We start from the raw sequence: 17109 nt of genomic DNA on the forward strand, positions 1-17109 counted from the left end.
TTGTTTTTATTGGTGCAATGCAGCAGAAAAACTTGAATTATTTCGAATCGAGCCTCTAGAAAAATGACTGTATTTTTGCTGCAATGAGGTTGACAGTTGTTCACCGAAGGCGCATGTTACGCTCCAGTAACTTTGATGGCATTCAAGGGGATTTACCATGTCAAATGTTCTTTTTGGTCTTTTCGCAGCCGTTGTGCTGGTAGGCCTGGTTTACAGCGGCGCTAGCCTGCTGACTTTCACCGCCGCCGTTGGCGCAGCTGCTTTGGGCTTTTACGCCCTGGGTGGTTTGGGCCCGGTTGGTCTGACCATTTTCGCGGTGCTGTATGTGCCCGTGGCTGTGGTGCTCAACGTGCCTGCCTTGCGCCGCGGTGTGTTGACCTCTCCAATTTTCAAAGCCTTCTCCAAGGCGCTGCCGGCCATGAGCCAAACCGAGAAAGACGCGCTTGAAGCAGGCGACACTTGGTGGGAAGCTGAAATGTTCGGTGGCAAGCCCGACTGGTCCAAGCTGATGAACGTCAAGTACACCGAGCTGACTGCGGATGAAAAATCGTTCCTGGAGAACGAAACCGAAGAATTGTGCAAGATGCTCGACGACTGGAAAATCACCTTCGAACTGAAGGATTTGCCCCAGGAAGTGTGGGATTTCATGGGCAAGAACAAATTCTTTGCCATGCTGATCGCCAAAGAGCACGGCGGTTTGGGTTTCTCCCCTTACGCGCAAAGCTGCGTGGTGGCCAAAATTGCAACCCGTTCGCTGACAGCCTCTGTGACTGTGATGGTGCCCAACTCCTTGGGCCCAGGCGAACTGATCATGCACTATGGCACCCAAGAGCAAAAAGACTACTGGCTGCCCCGTTTGGTGGACGGCCGTGAAATTCCTTGCTTTGGTCTGACCGGTCCTGAAGTGGGTTCCGACGCATCCGCCATTCCTGATACCGGTGTTGTGGTCAAGCGCAACATCAATGGCAAGGAAGAGCTTGGCATCATGCTGAACTTCAGCAAGCGCTACATCACCCTGGCCCCGGTGGCCACCGTGGTTGGCTTGGCATTCAAACTGAAGGACCCGCAGGGTCTGCTGGGCGATGCCAGCAAAACCGATTACGGCATTACCTGTGCTTTGTTGCCTGCGGACACCGCTGGTGTGCAAATCGGCCGCCGTCACTTCCCCGGTGCCGTGTTCATGAACGGCCCCATCATTGGCCGCGACGTGTACATTCCGCTGACTTCCATCATTGGTGGTCGCGAAATGGCCGGCAAGGGCTGGCGCATGCTGGTTGAATGTTTGTCTGCAGGTCGTGGTATTTCCCTGCCTGCGCTGTCTGCAGCGTCCGGCTGGGGCATGTACCTCGCCACTGGCGCGTACGCCCGTATTCGTCGCCAGTTCAAGCTGCCCATTGGCAAGTTTGAAGGTGTTCAGGAAGCCACCGGTAAAATCGGGGGCCTCACCTACAAGCTGGAAGCTTCTCGCGTGTTGACTGCAACCGCCTGTGCCGAGTGTGCACCGTCGGTGGTCACCGCCATGATGAAGTACCACATGACTGAAATGATGCGCGAAATCATCCTGCGCTCTATGGACGTGCACGGTGGTCGTACGGTGATTCTTGGCCCACGCAACTACCTGGGTCAGGCCTACCAAGCCATGCCTGTGGCCATTACCGTGGAAGGTGCCAACATCATGACGCGCAACCTGATCGTGTTCGGTCAGGGTGCCATTCGCTGCCATCCTTGGGTGCTGAAAGAAATGCAAGCCGCCCAAAACCCCAACAAGGCTGAAGGTCTGCGTGATTTCGACAAGGCTTTCTTTGGTCACCTGGGCCACATTTTCAACCGCGCCATGCGTGCGCTGGTGCTGGGCTTGACCGGCAACCGTTTGGCCAAGAGCCCAGTGTCCGGTGAAATGGCTGTGTATGCCAAAGCGTTGGAGCGCCGCTCTGCTGCGCTGGCCTTTACAGCTGACGTGGCCATGGGCGTGTTGGGTGGTGAACTGAAGCGCCGCGAGCGTCTGTCATCTCGCCTGGGCGATGTGTTGAGTCACCTGTACATGGCCACAGCCGTGATCAAGTACTACGAAACCAATGGTCGCAACAAGGAAGAACTGGCACACGCCAAGTGGGCGATTGAAGATTCCATCGCTGAAATCGACAAAGCCTTTGTTGAATTTAACCGCAACTTCCCTGTGAAAGCGATTGGTGGCCTGCTGAACTTCGTGGCCTTCCCCTTTGGCATGGGCAAAACCCGTGGCCCAAGCGACACGCTGAACGCCCAGGTTGCTGACCTGATGATGGAACGCAATGTGTTCGCCGAGCGCCTGCTGGACAAGGTGTTTGTGGGTGAAGGTTCCTCTGACCCAACAGGCCGTATTCTGGAAGCCGCTGACAAGCTGATCTCCATTGAGCCTGGCTACAGCAACTTCCTGAAAGCCGTATCCTCCGGCAAGGTGGTTGGTGAAGGCCTGGAAGCCCAGTTGCAAGATGCGGTGGCCAAGAAGCTCATCACCGCTGAATTGGCTCAGGGCATTCGTGAATACGAACCCATCCGCTTCGACGCCATCCTCACCGATGACTTCAGCAAGGAATACCTGCGCACCAACGGCCAAATTCCCGATGAGATCATCGAAGCCAAGCCAGTGTCTGAATACAAGGAAGCTGCTTGATTTAAAAAAGGAAGTTTTTTGCTGCGACTTTGTTGTAGTAAAAACCGCTCAAAAGCCCGGCCTTGGCCGGGCTTTTTTTATGTCTGTTTGAGGCCATTTGCGCTATGCTGAAAGCATGGCCCTTTCACTGATACGCGACAAACGCTTCGGCGCTTTTTTCTGGACGCAGTTTCTCGGTGCGTTCAACGACAATCTTTTGAAATTCGCGGTCACGCTGGCGGTGACCTACAATGACGCCTTGCGTGGTGACTGGTCGGCAGGCTTGCTCGTCAACCTCATCGCGGGTCTGTTCATATTGCCTTTCGTGATTTTTTCAGCCACCAGCGGGCAGTTGGCTGACAAATACGACAAAACCAAAGTCATGCGCTTGGCCAAATGGCTGGAGCCATTCATCGTGCTCATCACCGGTGTGGGTTTCCTGCTCAATTCAGTCGAGTTGCTGGTGGTCGCTGTGTTCTTGTTGGGTTCACAAGCCGCCTTTTTCGGACCCGCCAAATATGCCTACTTGCCCGACCAACTCAAACCCCATGAGCTGGTCATGGCCAATGCCGTGGTTGAGTCGGCCACCTTCATGGCCATTTTGCTGGGCACCATCGCTGCCGGTAGCCTGATGAGTGCCGATGCTGGCCACACGGTGGTGTACGTGGTGTGTGGTTTTGGGTTTGTGGTGGCGTTGACGGGTGTGTGGTCCGCCCACCGCATGCCGCTCACCCCGTCGCATTCGCCGCAACTGGTGGTCAACTGGAATGTCATCTCCGAGACTTGGCGAAATGTTCGCTTTGCTACCCGATTGTCGGCGGTGTGGCCATCCCTGTTGGGCATTTCCTGGTTGTGGTTTGTAGGTGCCACGTACCTCACTCAATTTCCCTTGTTGACCCAAACGGTGTTCAATGCCAGCGCGGGTGTTGCCACGGTATTGTTGTTTTCGTTCACCGTGGGGCTGGGCATTGGAGCGTTCTGGTGCGAGAAGTTGTCCCACAAACGGATTGAAATGGGGCTGGTCTTGATCGGTTTGATGATCATGGTCATTGCCGGGCTGTTGTTGCATGGAGTGCTGGTCACTTACACGTCTGTTGGCAGCCAACAAGGCGTGCTGCTGTTTTTCTCCCAGCTTCCAAACCTTGCCATTCTTCTACTGTTTGTGGCCATTAGCGCAGGGGTTGGTCTCTACAGCGTCCCCTTGTATTCCACCATGCAAGCGCTGGCCCCCAAAGATGCCCGGTCGCGGGTGGTGTCGGCAAACAACATCGTCAACTCCTTCTTCATGGTGGTGTCTGCCGGTTTTGCAATCACCATTTTGTTGGCCACACGGGGTCAGGTGGTTTGGGTGTTTTCAGCGGTCACGGCGCTCAATGCAGTGGCCCTCGGCTTGTGGTGGTTCAAGCAACCGTATGTGGTATTGCGCGCAGCGCTGTTGTTCAAGGTGCGGCGCCGAAATTTGCCCCAGTTGGCCGATGTGGATCATCTCGGCGACCCCGGTGGCCACCTCATTGTGTTTCCAACGTTGCTCCACGAAAACTATCTGTACCGCATGGCGGGCCTTCCACTGGAAATGACAGTCGTGTTGTCGGGGCGTCTCAAGTCCAGTGGTTTTGTCGAGTGGTTGCGCAAGCGCCGGTTCATTCTCGAATTCACCAAGTTGTCCGAAGTGGATGCGCAAAAGGAATTGATTCGCCAGATTGCAACACACATGCAGGAGGAGCGGTCGATTGCCATCGACAAGCCGATGTATGAGCTGCTGCGCAAACAATACCGACTCGATGACATGCCTGCGGTGCTCGCCAAGAAAGGGATCAGCATGGGTATTCTCGAATTTCATGAAGAATTGAAGAATGACCATGCAATTTCCCAGCCGATTTGGCGTCTAAGTAAACGAATGCTCCAACCCGCTCAAGGGATGTGAGCGACGCATTGGAAAGGGGATAGTGAACCTGAAAGAATTAGTCCGCGGTTGAATGCAAGGGTTGGCGACAATGCCAACACAGCGAGCACCAAAACAGCGCATTGGCAAACTGGCGAGGTGGCCTGTTTTTTGCAACTTGATCGGCAGATGGGAATATTGAGTTTGAGCGCGAAATGAAATCGTGCGCAGGTCAAATCATGCTAAAGCATGAACGGTGAAAGCGAGTTGTGCAGGAGGGTACCATGAACACTGAGCTTGACAAACCAACTGTGAATTCCGGCGGCGACGACCTGTTTGGTCAGTTCCAGTCCCGATATTCATCCCTTCAACAAACCGAGATGAGCCTGGAAGAGTACCTTGAACTCTGCAAGGTTGAGCCCATGACTTACGCCAGCGCTGCTGAGCGCATGCTGCATGCAATCGGTCAGCCCGAAGTCATCGACACACGAAACGACCCACGTCTCTCCCGGCTATTTGCCAACCGCGTGCTGCGCCGTTATCCATCCTTCAAAGAGTTTTACGGCATGGAAGAGGTGATTGAGAACATCGTCGCTTACTTCCGGCATGCTGCGCAGGGCCTCGAAGAGCGCAAGCAGGTGCTCTATCTGCTGGGGCCGGTGGGCAGCGCCAAGTCCTCGTTGGCCGAGCGCTTGAAAGCCTTGATGGAGGAAATGCCCATCTACGCACTCAAAGGCTCACCGGTGAACGAAAGTCCCTTGGGTCTGTTTGACCCTGCTCAATTTGGCTCTTCCCTTGAAGACAAGTACGGCATCCCCAAGCGTTACCTGACAGGGATTGCCAGCCCTTGGGCCACCAAGCGCATGAAAGAGTTTGGCGGCGACTTGCGCAAGTTCCGCGTGGTCCGCCTGATGCCTTCCACACTGAACCAAGTGGCGATTGCCAAAACCGAACCAGGCGACGAAAACAACCAAGACATTTCCGCATTGGTGGGCAAGGTGGACATCCGCATGCTCAACCAATTCAGCCAGGACGACCCCGATGCGTACAGTTTTTCCGGTGGATTGTGCCTGGCCAACCAGGGTCTGCTGGAATTCGTGGAAATGTTCAAAGCGCCCATCAAGATGCTGCACCCTCTGCTGACTGCCACGCAGGAGCGCAACTTCAAAGGGACTGAAGGTTTTGGCTCGATTCCGTTTGACGGCGTTATTTTGGCCCACAGCAACGAGTCGGAATGGCAGCAGTTCCGCAACAACAAAACCAACGAAGCCTTCCTCGACCGTGTGTATATCGTCAAGGTGCCTTACTGCCTGCGCGTGTCCGAAGAAGTGAAAATTTACGAAAAGCTGTTGGAGCATTCATCGCTCAAGAAGGCGCCTTGTGCACCAGGCACCTTGAACATGATGGCGCAGTTCAGTGTTCTGACCCGCTTGAAAGAGCCGGCCAACAGCAACCTCTACAGCAAGATGCGCGTGTACGATGGTGAAAACCTGAAAGACGTCGACCCCCATGCCAAGCCCTTGCAGGAATATCGCGATGCGGCTGGGCCTGATGAGGGCATGCAAGGCTCGTCCACTCGTTGGGCCTACAAAGTGTTGTCCAAGGTGTTCAACTTTGATCACCATGAAATCGCCGCCAACCCGGTTCACTTGTTGTACGTGCTGGAACAACAGGTGATTAAAGACAACCTGCCCGAGGAGCAAACCCGCAAATATTTGGACTTTGTGAAAAGCTTCCTCACACCCAAATACGCGGAGTTTGTCGCCAAAGAAATTCAGACGGCCTATCTGGAAAGCTACAGCGAATATGGTCAAAACCTGTTTGAGCGGTATATCCAGTTTGCAGACAAGTGGATTCAGAATGAGGAATTCCGAGACCCAGCCACAGGCCAGATCTACGACCGCGAGTCGCTGAACGAAGAGCTCAACCGGATTGAAAAGCCTGCAGGTATTGCCAACCCGAAAGACTTCCGCAATGAGGTGGTCAACTTCGTCTTGAGGGCCCAAGCCAGCAATGCGGGCGTGATGCCTTCTTGGACCAGCTACGAAAAGCTGCGTGAAGTGATTGAGCGCAGCATGTTCAGCAAAACGGAAGACCTGCTGCCGGTCATTTCCTTTGATGCGAAAGGTTCCAAGGAAAATCAGGACAAGCATGACAACTTTGTGGATCGCATGGTGGCCAAGGGTTACACCGAGAAACAGGTCCGCTTGCTGGTGGAATGGCATTTGCGGGTGAAGAAAGCGTCGTAAGGATTCACGACATGGGCGATTCAACCATCATTGATCGCAGGCTGAACGGCAAGCATCGCAGCTTGCCCAACCGGGAACGATTCATTCGCCGTTACAAATCGCAACTCAAAAAAGCGGTGTCGGACGTGGCGGGTGAATCGTCCATTTCCGATGTCAGTGGCGATGGCAAGGTCAAAGTGCGCATTCCCACCCGAGAGGTGTCAGAGCCAACGTTTGTTTACGGTCAGGGTGGCGACACAGAGCGTGTGGTCCCCGGCAACCGGGACTTCGTGCCGGGCGACCACATTCCGCGCCCACAAGGGGGTGGGCAAGGGCAGGGGGGCAACGACCCGGGTGAAGGCAGTGGGGAAGATGCCTTTACCTTCGTGTTGTCGCGAGAAGAATTTCTAAACCTCTACTTCGACGACCTTGAGCTGCCCGAGTTGCTCAAGCGGGAAATTTCGTCCGTCAAACGCTTCAAAAGCCGCAATGCAGGCTACACACGCTCGGGCGCACCCACCGCCTTGTCTGTCATTCGCACCATGAAGGCTTCGCTGATGCGCAGGGTGGCACTGGAACCCCGTGAAGAAGACGATGAGGACGAAGACCACGACCAACTGGACCTCGATTTGCCAGACCCCTCCAAGCGCCCCTATGTGCCGTTTTTGGATGAAGTGGATTTGCGCTTCCGTCACCGCGTTGTGTATCCAGAGCCTTCCACCAATGCCGTCATGTTCTGCCTGATGGATGTTTCCGCATCCATGGATGAAGCCAAGAAGGATTTGGCCAAACGGTTTTACACGCTGCTGTACCTGTTCCTGACGCGCAAATATGAAGAAGTGAAGCTGGTCTTTATTCGTCACACCGATGAAGCAGAGGAAGTCACCGAAGAAGATTTCTTCTATGGCAAAAAAAGTGGTGGGACCGAAATCTTGCCAGCCATGCAACTCATGCACGAGATCATCGAAAAGCGCTACCACGGCAGTGCCTGGAATGTGTATGTGGCCCAAGCGTCGGATGGTGACGCAACCTCTCGGGACGCCAAACGCAGCACCGACTATCTTATCCAGCACATCATGCCCCATGTGCGTTACTACGCATACGTAGAAACCATGCCCACACCGATGTTTGGAATGGCGCGCGCCTCCGATTTATGGGAAAGTTTCGAAGCCGTTGAAGAGCAGTGTGCAGGGCACTTCGCCATGCGCAAGCTGTTCAACCGTCGAGATATTTATCCTGTATTCCGCGGATTGTTTGAAAAAAAGGAAACGGCATTTGGCCGTTGAGCGTTGGGAGGCAAAGCCATGGTGAAGCGCCTGGATTCCGCTGGCAATGAATGGACGTTCGAATTGCTTCGCGATATCGACGAGGTGGTGCATGACATTGCCGCCAATACCTACAAACTGGACACCTACCCCAACCAGATTGAAGTCATCAGCGCTGAACAAATGCTGGACGCCTATTCCAGCGGTGCAATGCCTGTCATGTACCCGCACTGGAGCTATGGCAAGTCCTTTTCCGTGAATGAACACCTCTACGAAACCGGGCAGCAAAATCTCGCTTATGAAGTGGTGATCAACAGCAACCCATGCATCTCCTACCTCATGGAAGAAAACACCATGACCATGCAGACACTGGTGATTGCGCATGCCTGCTATGGCCACAACTCATTCTTCAAGGGCAATTACCTGTTTCGCCAATGGACGCAGGCAGACGCCATCATTGATTACCTGGTGTTCGCCAAAAAATACGTGATGGAGTGCGAAGAGAAATACGGGTTTGATGCGGTGGAGGAAGTGCTGGATGCTGCACACGCCATTCAGCATTTTGGTGTGGACCGATACAAGCGCCGGTTTGAGTCCGAGGCCTCGGTGAAAGCCCGTCGTGACGACTTGGCCGAGGAAAAGCGTCGGCAGTACGATGAAATCATGGCGAAGGTGTCGCCCGTTGAGGCCGCCAAGATCGAGCGCAAGCAAGACAATTACCCCTCTGAGCCCGTTGAAAACCTGTTGTATTTCATCGAAAAAGAGGCGCCCAAGCTGCGCGAATGGGAGCGCGAACTGGTTCGCATTGTGCGGAAAATGTCTCAGTATTTTTATCCGCAGGGGCAAACCAAGGTCATGAACGAGGGTTGGGCCAGCTTCTGGCATTACACCTTGCTCAACACGCTCTACGACCGAAGGCATGTGTCCGACGGATTCATGCTCGAGTTTTTAACCTCACACACCAATGTGGTGTTTCAACCCGACTCACGCGATGGGCGCTACCGAGCGCTCAATCCCTATGCCTTGGGTTTTGCCATGTTTGCAGACATTCGCCGAATGTGTGAAAAGCCCACCGACGAGGACCGTGCCTGGTTTCCTGAATTGGCGGGCAGCGGTGACTGGCTGAAGGCCATCGACTTTGCGATGCGAAATTTCAAAGATGAGTCCTTTATTCGGCAGTTTTTGTCGCCCAAAGTCATCCGTGATTTCCGCCTGTTTGCCATCGCTGACCACGCCAGCGAAAGCGATTTGGTGATCGACAGCATCCACAACGACGAAGGCTACCGACGCATTCGGACGCTGTTGGCTGACCAGTACGCCCGGGAAAGCATGGTGCCCGACATTCAGGTGACTTCCTACGCGCGCATGACGGACCGCTCGTTGACCCTAAGCCACATGAGCCGCCGGGGCAGACCGCTCAACGACGGCGAGGCTGAAAAAACCCTCGCGCACGTGGAGCGTTTGTGGGGTTTCCCGGTTCACCTGGAAACCATCGATGTTCATTGAGACGCGGGTTGCCAAGCCCGCCAAGCTTGATTTGTCGGGTTCAGTTGCCCCCGACGAATTGCCGCTTCCTGCCATGCCCGCGGACATTTGGGCCAAGGCCGATGTATTGCGTTCAAATTTTCATGCTCGGGCACGTCAGTACTTTGACTGCGAGTCCGTGTTGGCCGTGACCGGCATTGAAAGCGGCATTTCAGGTTTGGCGCGCTTGTTTCAGACTTGGTACGGCAGCATGCGTGTGGTGCTGGCAGAGCCCAGTTTTGACCAATGGGACAAGCGTTTTCGACGGGCCAGTCACATTGTTCTGGATTGGCCCGTAGACATGATCCTGGAGGGGGAAATTCCCGAGTGCGATGTCTTGATTTTGGCACGTCCGGTCAATCCAACCTGTGAGTTGATATCCATTGAGCAAGTCAAGGCCCTGGCGCATCGGCTGCGTCATCAAGGTGGCTGGTTGATTCTGGATGAGGCTTACCTGGACTGGACCGATGAGCCCAGTTATGCCGCCTGCATCGACGAATGTCCAGCCATTGTTTTGCGCTCCGTGGCGCCATTTTCTGGTTTGGCTGGTGCCAACCTCGCCTTCGTTTGTGCGCCCAAGGCCGTCTGCTCTGCTTTGCTCCATGAAGTGGGTACACAGGCTGTGTCGGCCCCCCAATGGTGGCTGGCGCTTCAATTTTTTGAAGCAGAGGCCTGGCGGCGCGCTCAACGGGTGCGCCTGCAGCAGGCCGTGGGTCGTCTCGAGCGATTGTGGTCTACCAGGCTTGGTGTCGATGATGCATTGTACAAAGGTGGTTATTTTGTCGCGTTTCGCCATGCAGAAACCGAGGTATGGGCCCAGCAACTGGAACGCTCGGGTATTTTGGTGCGAACTTACCCCACCGAGCAGGGGGTGTTGATTCGTTGCGGGGTACCCAAAACCGAGGCCGATTGGTTGCGTCTGGAGTTGGCCTTGCAAACGCTCAAGAAACACTCCAACAAAGCCGAGAAGGAGGGGTGAGCAACTCCGCAGGAAAGTCTACTGCGCGCGCGTGGCTTCTTCGATGCCGCGAGGACGGGCCTTCGTGCTGACCAAGCGTGTGTTGCACAGGCGGTCCTGTGCAAATTGGCCTTGAGGGTCGAAGAAGGAATAAATAAAACCCAAGCCACTGAGCGACAAAGGCCAACACAGCACATAACGAATCAAAGCTTGACCCCAGCCCACAGTACGTCCTTCCGCGTTCACCAGTTTGATGTGCCAGGTCTTCATGGCCAGGGTTTGACCACCATGCCGCCAAAACCACACAAAATACAAACCAATGACAAAAAACAGCCAGGCCTGACGTTGATGCCTTAAATAAAGCGCGTGTTTGCTTTGGGTGAGCGTGTCAAAGAAGTAGCCCGCAATAAACACCACGCCGAACAGCAACATGGTTTCATACAGCATGCAGGCCAGTCGGCGTTTACGGCTGGGGGATATCAAGCCATGGTCGAGGATTCGTGAATTCATGGACGAAGTTTAGCTTGACCTGTGGCCCGTTTTGAGCAGAGGAAATGTTTTGTGAGAATTGAATTGTTGGGGTGATTGCTAGCGACCACGCCCACGGGAGCGTTCTTGGTAGCCTTCCCGTTCTTCGGGGCGAAGGGTTTGGTAGCTATTCCAGCTGGAGTTTTTTTCACCCTGCTGTTTTTCACGCAGCGCTTTGTAGTTTTCCCGGGCAGCGGCCTTTTCTTGCGGGGTCAGTTCGCGCCAGGTGCTCACACGCTCTCGCATGATGTTCTGCCGTTCCGGGGCTTCGTTCTCATATTTTTTACCCACATGCAACCAGCGTTCCTGTTGAGCAGGCGTCATGTTGTTCCAGTCGTTGCGCATCGGCTCCAGCAGCTCCTGTTGCTTGGGGCTGAGTGAATTCCAGGGTGTTTTAGCCAAGGCATCGGTTGTTTGAACCCCCAGCACGAACAGCAGACCAGCGGTCAAGCTCCAGCACTTCAAACGTGTAATGGTATGGTTCATGATGAACAAGCTCCGGTTCAAATGGCCGCCTGACCTTCAGGCGCCAGTTTTTGAATCCATTCATCGATGGCGTCATCAGGCGGCAGTTGGCCTTCTTTGGGCTGTTTGGTCGTGAAGTTCACAAAGCCACGGTCGAGGTAGGCATCGGGGGGCAGGTCATCCGACAAAATGGCTGCATCCAAATCGGCGGTTTCGGTCACTTTGGCGTTGTAAGCGTCAGTTCCAAATTTTACAACCCCAGCAACCGATATTGCGACGAATGCTGCGCTAAGCGCCAAAGACAGGGCAGGGCGATTAAACCAGTTGGACACCGTTTCAAAAAAGCCAACAGTGCCACCAGTGGATTGCTTTTTGAAAGCAGGGCGGGCGTGTTGGGCAGTTTGGGCTGCTTTCAAGGCGTGGGCCTGAAGGGCCATTGCGATGGAATCATTCAGACGTGACTGCACGTTGGCCGGCAGTGTTTCAACCGATTCGTCCAACATCCGCTTAATGTGTGCCGCGGTAAGCCGTTCCTCGTTCATGACCTAAACCCTTGCTGTTTGAGCACAGCAGCCAACGCTTTCGTGGCCCGTGAGCAGTGCGTTTTCACGCTGCCTTCCGAGCATCCCATGATCTTTGCGGTCTCCGCCAAGTCCATCTCTTCCCAATAACGCAGCAGAAAGGCCTGCCGTTGACGTTCTGGGAGGTTTTCGATGGCCTCTTGAATGGCGGCCATGTTTTGTTGGGTTTCCACCTCAGTCTGTGCGCTCTCGTGTTGAGAGTCATCTTGGGCCAAGAGGTTCTCGAGGACGTCATAATCCTCCTCTTCAGCCTTTTGAAAGCTGGAAAAGAGGGTCGTCCAAGTGTTTCGGACCTTTTGGCGCCGATGGTAGTCGAGAATGGTGTTTTGCAGAATTCGGGTAAACAGCATCGGCAGTTCTTCTGCCGGCTTGTCACCGTACTTTTCAGACAGCTTCATCATACTGTCTTGGACCAGATCCAGCGCGCTTTCTTCGTTTTTCACGGCAAACATGGCCTGCCGGAACGCTCTGGGCGTCACCTCCCGCAGAAATTCTTCAAGTTCTCTCGTGCTGGCCATGTTGTTCTGTCGAGTCTCGAGTGTGAAGAATCCGAAGGGGTGGGCGGTTGTGGACCCGGTTCAATTGAAAACACCAAATCGCATAGGATGATAACAAAGCACGGGGCAAAATTCTTGACCGAAGGGCGGTTAACCGCTACCATCGCGTTCTACCCTTAATTTGTCCTAGTCATCCAGCATACCCTTGTTGTTTTGGCGAAAGACGCGCTAGGGCGCTGAAACCGTGTTTCAGAAGCCCATGGCCAACCTGCCCGACATAATCGGGTCGAGATCGCCAGCGCTTTGCGACATGTCCATACCCACAAGGTTGTTCATCTCCCCAAAGCCTGTGCCCCACGGCAATGCGATCCAGGACGGCATCCGACCAATGTCCCGTGGATTTTGTCAGGATTTGAAAAATGGAATACACAGGCGCGGAAATCGTTGTCAAATGTTTAGAAGAAGAAGGTGTTAAGCATGTTTTTGGCTACCCAGGTGGTGCCGTGCTGTACATCTATGATGCCATTTTCAAGCAAGATGGCTTCGAGCACATTCTGGTGCGTCACGAGCAGGCCGCTGTGCACGCAGCCGATGCTTACTCCCGTTCAAGCAACAAGGTTGGCGTTTGTCTGGTGACATCCGGCCCTGGCCTCACGAATGCGGTAACCGGCATTGCCACAGCCTACATGGACTCCATCCCCATGGTGATCCTGTCTGGCCAAGTGCCCACGCACGCCATTGGTCAAGACGCTTTCCAGGAATGCGACACCGTGGGTATTACTCGCCCCTGTGTGAAGCACAACTTCCTGGTGAAGGACGTCAAAGACCTCGCCCGTGTCATGAAAGAGGCGTTCTACATTGCCCGCACTGGCCGTCCAGGACCAGTGCTGGTCGACATTCCCAAAGACATCACCATCCACAAAACCACGTTTGATTACAGCGAGCCGGTAAAAATGCGCTCCTACAATCCGGTGGTCAAGGGCCATCAAGGTCAAATCAAAAAAGCGGTGCAGATGATTCTGGATGCCGAGCGCCCCATGATCTACACCGGTGGTGGTGTTGTGTTGGGTGATGCTTCCCCCGAACTGCACCGCTTGGTGGAGTGGGTGGGTGCGCCCGTCACCAACACCCTGATGGGTTTGGGTGCTTTCAAGGCGACCGACAAGAAATTCGTGGGCATGCCCGGCATGCACGGCACCTACGAAGCCAACATGGCCATGCAAAACTGCGACGTGCTGATTGCCATCGGCGCGCGTTTTGATGACCGGGTGATTGGCAACCCCAAGGATTTTGCGTCCATTCCGCGCAAAATCATTCACATCGATATCGATCCATCTTCCATTTCCAAACGGGTGAAAGTGGATGTGCCCATTGTGGGCAATATCAAAGACGTGTTGGTCGACCTCATGCAACTGCTGGATGAAAGCGGCCGCCGCGTTGACCAAGGCAAGTTGCAAGGCTGGTGGGCGCAGGTTGAGAAATGGCGCGAGCGCAAGTGCCTGGGCTACGCCAACTCCGACGAAGTCATCAAGCCGCAGTTCGTGGTTGAAAAGCTGTGGGAGGTCACCGGTGGTGATGCCTTCATCACCTCGGACGTGGGCCAACACCAAATGTGGGCTGCGCAGTACTACAAGTTTGACAAACCCCGCCGCTGGATCAACTCCGGTGGTTTGGGCACCATGGGTGTGGGCCTGCCCTACGCCATGGGCGTGCAAATGGCCAACCCCGATGCATTGGTGGCCTGTATTACCGGCGAAGCGTCCATCCAGATGAACATTCAGGAATTGTCGACCTGCTTCCAGTACCACTTCACCCCGAAGATTTGTAACCTCAACAACCGTTATCTGGGCATGGTTCGCCAGTGGCAGCAGCTGGATTACGGCTCACGCTATTCCGAGAGCTACATGGACGCCTTGCCCGATTTCGTCAAACTGGTGGAAGCCTACGGCCATGTGGGCATGCAGATCACCAAACCCGCCGATGTAGAGCCCGCCTTGCGGGAAGCCTTCGGCAAGTACAAGGACCGCCTGGTGTTCATGGACTTCATCACCGACCGCACCGAAAACGTGTGGCCCATGGTGAAGGCCGGCAAGGGGCTGACCGAAATGCTGCTGGGTTCAGAGGAGCTGTAATCACATGGAACACGCAAACATGAGACACATCATTTCCGTTCTCCTGGAGAACGAACCGGGCGCTTTGTCCCGTGTGGTGGGCCTGTTCTCGGCCCGTGGCTACAACATCGAAACATTGACTGTGGCCCCCACGGAAGATGAAACCCTGTCACGCATGACCATCGTGACGGTGGGCTCCGATGACATCATCGAGCAGATCACCAAGCACCTGAACCGTTTGATTGAAGTGGTGAAAGTGGTGGACCTGACCGACGGAGCACACATCGAACGCGAGCTGATGCTGGTAAAATTGCGCGCAGTTGGCAAAGAGCGGGAAGAGATCAAGCGCACCGCTGACATCTTCCGCGGTCGCATCATTGATGTGACCGAAAAAAGCTACACCATCGAACTGACTGGCAACAAGTCGAAACTGGATGCATTCCTGGACGCGATTGACCGCACTGCCATTCTGGAAACTGTCCGCACAGGCAGCTCTGGTATTGGTCGCGGAGAGCGCATTCTCCGCGTGTAATCCGCAAGCCATTAACCTCACATTGACGCAAGGAAACTGACATGAAAGTGTATTACGACAAAGATGCGGATCTGTCCCTGATCCAGAAGAAGAAGGTCTCCATCATTGGTTACGGCTCCCAAGGCCATGCCCACGCACAAAACCTGCGTGACTCCGGCGTGGACGTGGTGGTTGGTCTGCGCAAAGGTGGTGCCTCCTGGTCCAAAGCCGAAGGTGCTGGCCTGAAAGTGAAAGAAGTGGCCGACGCTGTTCGCGAAGCCGACGTGGTCATGATCCTGTTGCCTGACGAAAACATTCCTGAGGTGTACAACAAGGAAGTGGCCCCCAACATCAAGCCCGGTGCGGCATTGGCGTTTGCCCACGGCTTTAATGTGCACTACAACCAGGTTGTACCCCGTGCCGACATCGACGTCATCATGATCGCCCCCAAAGGCCCTGGTCACACCGTGCGTTCCGAATACCTGAAAGGCGGCGGCGTTCCCTCCCTGATCGCGGTTTATCAGGACAAGTCCGGCTCTGCCAAAGATGTGGCATTGGCCTATGCGGCTGCCAACGGCGGCACCAAGGGTGGCGTGATCGAAACCAACTTCCGCGAAGAAACCGAAACTGACCTGTTCGGCGAACAAGCCGTGTTGTGCGGTGGCGCTGTTGAATTGGTGAAGGCTGGTTTTGAAACACTGGTTGAAGCCGGTTACGCGCCCGAAATGGCCTACTTCGAATGTCTGCACGAACTGAAGCTGATCGTGGACCTGATGTACGAAGGCGGCATTGCCAACATGAACTACTCCATTTCCAACAATGCGGAATACGGTGAGTATGTGACTGGCCAACGCGTGATTGCCGACCAGGCCCGTGCTGCCATGAAGGAATGTCTGGCCAACATCCAGAACGGTGAATACGCCAAGCGTTTCATTCTGGAAGGCCGTACCAACTATCCTGAAATGACTGCACGTCGTCGCTTGAACGCCGCGCACCCCATCGAAGTGGTGGGTGCACAACTGCGCGCCATGATGCCTTGGATCTCCAAGAACAAGCTGGTCGATCAGTCCAAAAACTGATGGTTCACCGATGGCTGGGCATTCGCCTAGTCATTGTAAAAAAACCCTGGTCCGTCATGGTCCGGGGTTTTTTGTTGGTGACAGCTTTGCATCTGTAGAGGTCACCTTTCAGATTCTTATCGGTGAAATCGCACAAAAATACCCCGCACGGGTGTGTTTTGCTTTATAAAATCGACTTCAACACCATTCACAATAAATAACGATGAACTATCCCCACCCGATTATCGCCCGTGAGGGTTGGCCCTTCCTTGCAATCGTTGGCATCCTTGCACTGGCATTGCAGTCTTTTGGTTTGAGCTTTCTGTCGCTGTTGGCCTGGATTCTGTTCGTGTTCGTCCTGCAGTTTTTCCGTGATCCTCCCCGGTACATTCCCAGCCAAAAAAACGCTGTTGTGTCGCCAGCCGATGGGCGCATTGTGGCTGTTGAACGCACGGACGACCCCTATGCCCAGCGTGAGGCCCTCAAAATTTCGGTGTTCATGAACGTGTTCAATGTGCACTCCAACCGCATTCCGATCGGTGGCGAAATCAAGACAGTGGATTATTTTCCCGGTCTGTTTGTGAATGCCGACCTGGACAAGGCCAGTACGCAAAATGAACGCAATGCGGTGGTGATTCACACCGACAGCGGCGCCACAGTGACTGCCGTTCAAGTGGCCGGCTTGATTGCACGACGCATTCTTTGCTACGTAAAACCTGCTGACACGGTTGAAAAGGGCCAGCGATATGGGTTTATCCGCTTTGGTTCCCGCGTGGATGTGTACTTGCCGGTCGACTGCGTCCCCAAGGTTGCGATTGGTGACAAAGTGTCGGCGTCTTCCTCAATTCTGGCCGAACTGGTGTCCTAAG

14 protein-coding genes are annotated in these 17109 nt (G+C 54.5%); 10 read left to right on the forward strand and 4 right to left on the reverse strand.

Annotation, left to right across the window (positions count from 1 at the left end):
* The first annotated feature begins 157 nt into the window (after window positions 1-157).
* From VGE55_RS06880 to VGE55_RS06905, 6 genes are all read left to right on the forward strand, one after another.
* Window positions 158-2653 (forward strand): acyl-CoA dehydrogenase, encoded by a 2496-nt coding sequence (locus tag VGE55_RS06880; protein WP_331130974.1) that lies wholly within the window; start codon window positions 158-160, stop codon window positions 2651-2653.
* Window positions 2654-2768: 115 nt separating this feature from the next.
* The gene (locus VGE55_RS06885) at window positions 2769-4556 is read left to right on the forward strand and encodes an MFS transporter (RefSeq protein ID WP_331130975.1); all 1788 of its coding nucleotides are present in this window, start codon (window positions 2769-2771) and stop codon (window positions 4554-4556) included.
* 242 nt (window positions 4557-4798) lie between these two features.
* Window positions 4799-6763: a PrkA family serine protein kinase gene (locus VGE55_RS06890; protein ID WP_331130976.1), complete on the forward strand. Its 1965-nt coding sequence runs from the start codon at window positions 4799-4801 to the stop codon at window positions 6761-6763.
* 11 nt (window positions 6764-6774) lie between these two features.
* A complete protein-coding gene (locus VGE55_RS06895) occupies window positions 6775-8028 on the forward strand; it encodes a YeaH/YhbH family protein (RefSeq protein ID WP_331130977.1) in 1254 nt (417 codons plus the stop codon).
* 18 nt (window positions 8029-8046) lie between these two features.
* Complete coding sequence (locus VGE55_RS06900) at window positions 8047-9513, forward strand: SpoVR family protein (protein ID WP_331130978.1); 1467 nt, start codon at window positions 8047-8049, stop codon at window positions 9511-9513.
* The gene (locus VGE55_RS06905) at window positions 9503-10510 is read left to right on the forward strand and encodes an aminotransferase class I/II-fold pyridoxal phosphate-dependent enzyme (protein ID WP_331130979.1); all 1008 of its coding nucleotides are present in this window, start codon (window positions 9503-9505) and stop codon (window positions 10508-10510) included. The genes VGE55_RS06900 and VGE55_RS06905 overlap by 11 nt, the downstream gene beginning before the upstream one ends.
* A gap of 18 nt (window positions 10511-10528) precedes the next feature.
* Here the strand turns inward: VGE55_RS06905 and VGE55_RS06910 are convergent, their stop codons facing one another.
* The 4 genes from VGE55_RS06910 to VGE55_RS06925 all read right to left on the reverse strand — a co-directional run bounded on the left by VGE55_RS06910 (window position 10529) and on the right by VGE55_RS06925 (window position 12581).
* The gene (locus VGE55_RS06910; protein ID WP_331130980.1) at window positions 10529-10999 is read right to left on the reverse strand and encodes an RDD family protein; all 471 of its coding nucleotides are present in this window, start codon (window positions 10997-10999) and stop codon (window positions 10529-10531) included.
* Between the two features lie 78 nt (window positions 11000-11077).
* Window positions 11078-11503 (reverse strand): DUF3106 domain-containing protein, encoded by a 426-nt coding sequence (locus VGE55_RS06915; protein WP_331130981.1) that lies wholly within the window; start codon window positions 11501-11503, stop codon window positions 11078-11080.
* 17 nt (window positions 11504-11520) lie between these two features.
* Window positions 11521-12024: a DUF3619 family protein gene (locus VGE55_RS06920; RefSeq protein ID WP_331130982.1), complete on the reverse strand. Its 504-nt coding sequence runs from the start codon at window positions 12022-12024 to the stop codon at window positions 11521-11523.
* A complete protein-coding gene (locus VGE55_RS06925) occupies window positions 12021-12581 on the reverse strand; it encodes an RNA polymerase sigma factor (protein ID WP_331130983.1) in 561 nt (186 codons plus the stop codon). The genes VGE55_RS06920 and VGE55_RS06925 overlap by 4 nt, the downstream gene beginning before the upstream one ends.
* 398 nt (window positions 12582-12979) lie before the next feature.
* Between VGE55_RS06925 and VGE55_RS06930 the strand changes: the two genes are divergently transcribed.
* The 4 genes from VGE55_RS06930 to VGE55_RS06945 all read left to right on the forward strand — a co-directional run bounded on the left by VGE55_RS06930 (window position 12980) and on the right by VGE55_RS06945 (window position 17108).
* Window positions 12980-14692, forward strand: coding sequence for an acetolactate synthase 3 catalytic subunit (locus tag VGE55_RS06930; protein ID WP_331130984.1), 1713 nt, complete (start codon window positions 12980-12982; stop codon window positions 14690-14692).
* Window positions 14693-14711: 19 nt separating this feature from the next.
* Window positions 14712-15203, forward strand: a complete 492-nt coding sequence (ilvN, locus tag VGE55_RS06935; protein ID WP_331130985.1) for an acetolactate synthase small subunit — start codon at window positions 14712-14714, stop codon at window positions 15201-15203.
* Between the two features lie 41 nt (window positions 15204-15244).
* Window positions 15245-16261 (forward strand): ketol-acid reductoisomerase, encoded by a 1017-nt coding sequence (gene ilvC, locus VGE55_RS06940; protein WP_331130986.1) that lies wholly within the window; start codon window positions 15245-15247, stop codon window positions 16259-16261.
* A gap of 202 nt (window positions 16262-16463) precedes the next feature.
* Entirely contained in the window at window positions 16464-17108 is a 645-nt protein-coding gene (locus tag VGE55_RS06945; protein WP_331130987.1) for a phosphatidylserine decarboxylase, read from the forward strand.
* The last annotated feature ends 1 nt before the right edge of the window (window position 17109 follow it).

Source organism: Limnobacter sp., assembly GCF_036405155.1.
GTDB lineage: Bacteria > Pseudomonadota > Gammaproteobacteria > Burkholderiales > Burkholderiaceae_B > Limnobacter.

Bases quoted from the DNA above. Each gene is read 5' to 3' on its own strand.
- VGE55_RS06945 (WP_331130987.1), top strand. From the start codon at position 16,464: ATGAACTATCCCCACCCGATTATCGCCCGTGAGGGTTGGCCCTTCCTT.
- VGE55_RS06895 (WP_331130977.1), top strand. From the start codon at position 6,775: ATGGGCGATTCAACCATCATTGATCGCAGGCTGAACGGCAAGCATCGC.
- VGE55_RS06905 (WP_331130979.1), top strand. From the start codon at position 9,503: ATGTTCATTGAGACGCGGGTTGCCAAGCCCGCCAAGCTTGATTTGTCG.
- VGE55_RS06910 (WP_331130980.1), bottom strand. From the start codon at position 10,999: ATGAATTCACGAATCCTCGACCATGGCTTGATATCCCCCAGCCGTAAA.
- VGE55_RS06925 (WP_331130983.1), bottom strand. From the start codon at position 12,581: ATGGCCAGCACGAGAGAACTTGAAGAATTTCTGCGGGAGGTGACGCCC.
- VGE55_RS06900 (WP_331130978.1), top strand. From the start codon at position 8,047: ATGGTGAAGCGCCTGGATTCCGCTGGCAATGAATGGACGTTCGAATTG.
- ilvC (WP_331130986.1), top strand. From the start codon at position 15,245: ATGAAAGTGTATTACGACAAAGATGCGGATCTGTCCCTGATCCAGAAG.
- VGE55_RS06890 (WP_331130976.1), top strand. From the start codon at position 4,799: ATGAACACTGAGCTTGACAAACCAACTGTGAATTCCGGCGGCGACGAC.
- VGE55_RS06880 (WP_331130974.1), top strand. From the start codon at position 158: ATGTCAAATGTTCTTTTTGGTCTTTTCGCAGCCGTTGTGCTGGTAGGC.
- VGE55_RS06885 (WP_331130975.1), top strand. From the start codon at position 2,769: ATGGCCCTTTCACTGATACGCGACAAACGCTTCGGCGCTTTTTTCTGG.
- ilvN (WP_331130985.1), top strand. From the start codon at position 14,712: ATGAGACACATCATTTCCGTTCTCCTGGAGAACGAACCGGGCGCTTTG.
- VGE55_RS06915 (WP_331130981.1), bottom strand. From the start codon at position 11,503: ATGAACCATACCATTACACGTTTGAAGTGCTGGAGCTTGACCGCTGGT.
- VGE55_RS06920 (WP_331130982.1), bottom strand. From the start codon at position 12,024: ATGAACGAGGAACGGCTTACCGCGGCACACATTAAGCGGATGTTGGAC.
- VGE55_RS06930 (WP_331130984.1), top strand. From the start codon at position 12,980: ATGGAATACACAGGCGCGGAAATCGTTGTCAAATGTTTAGAAGAAGAA.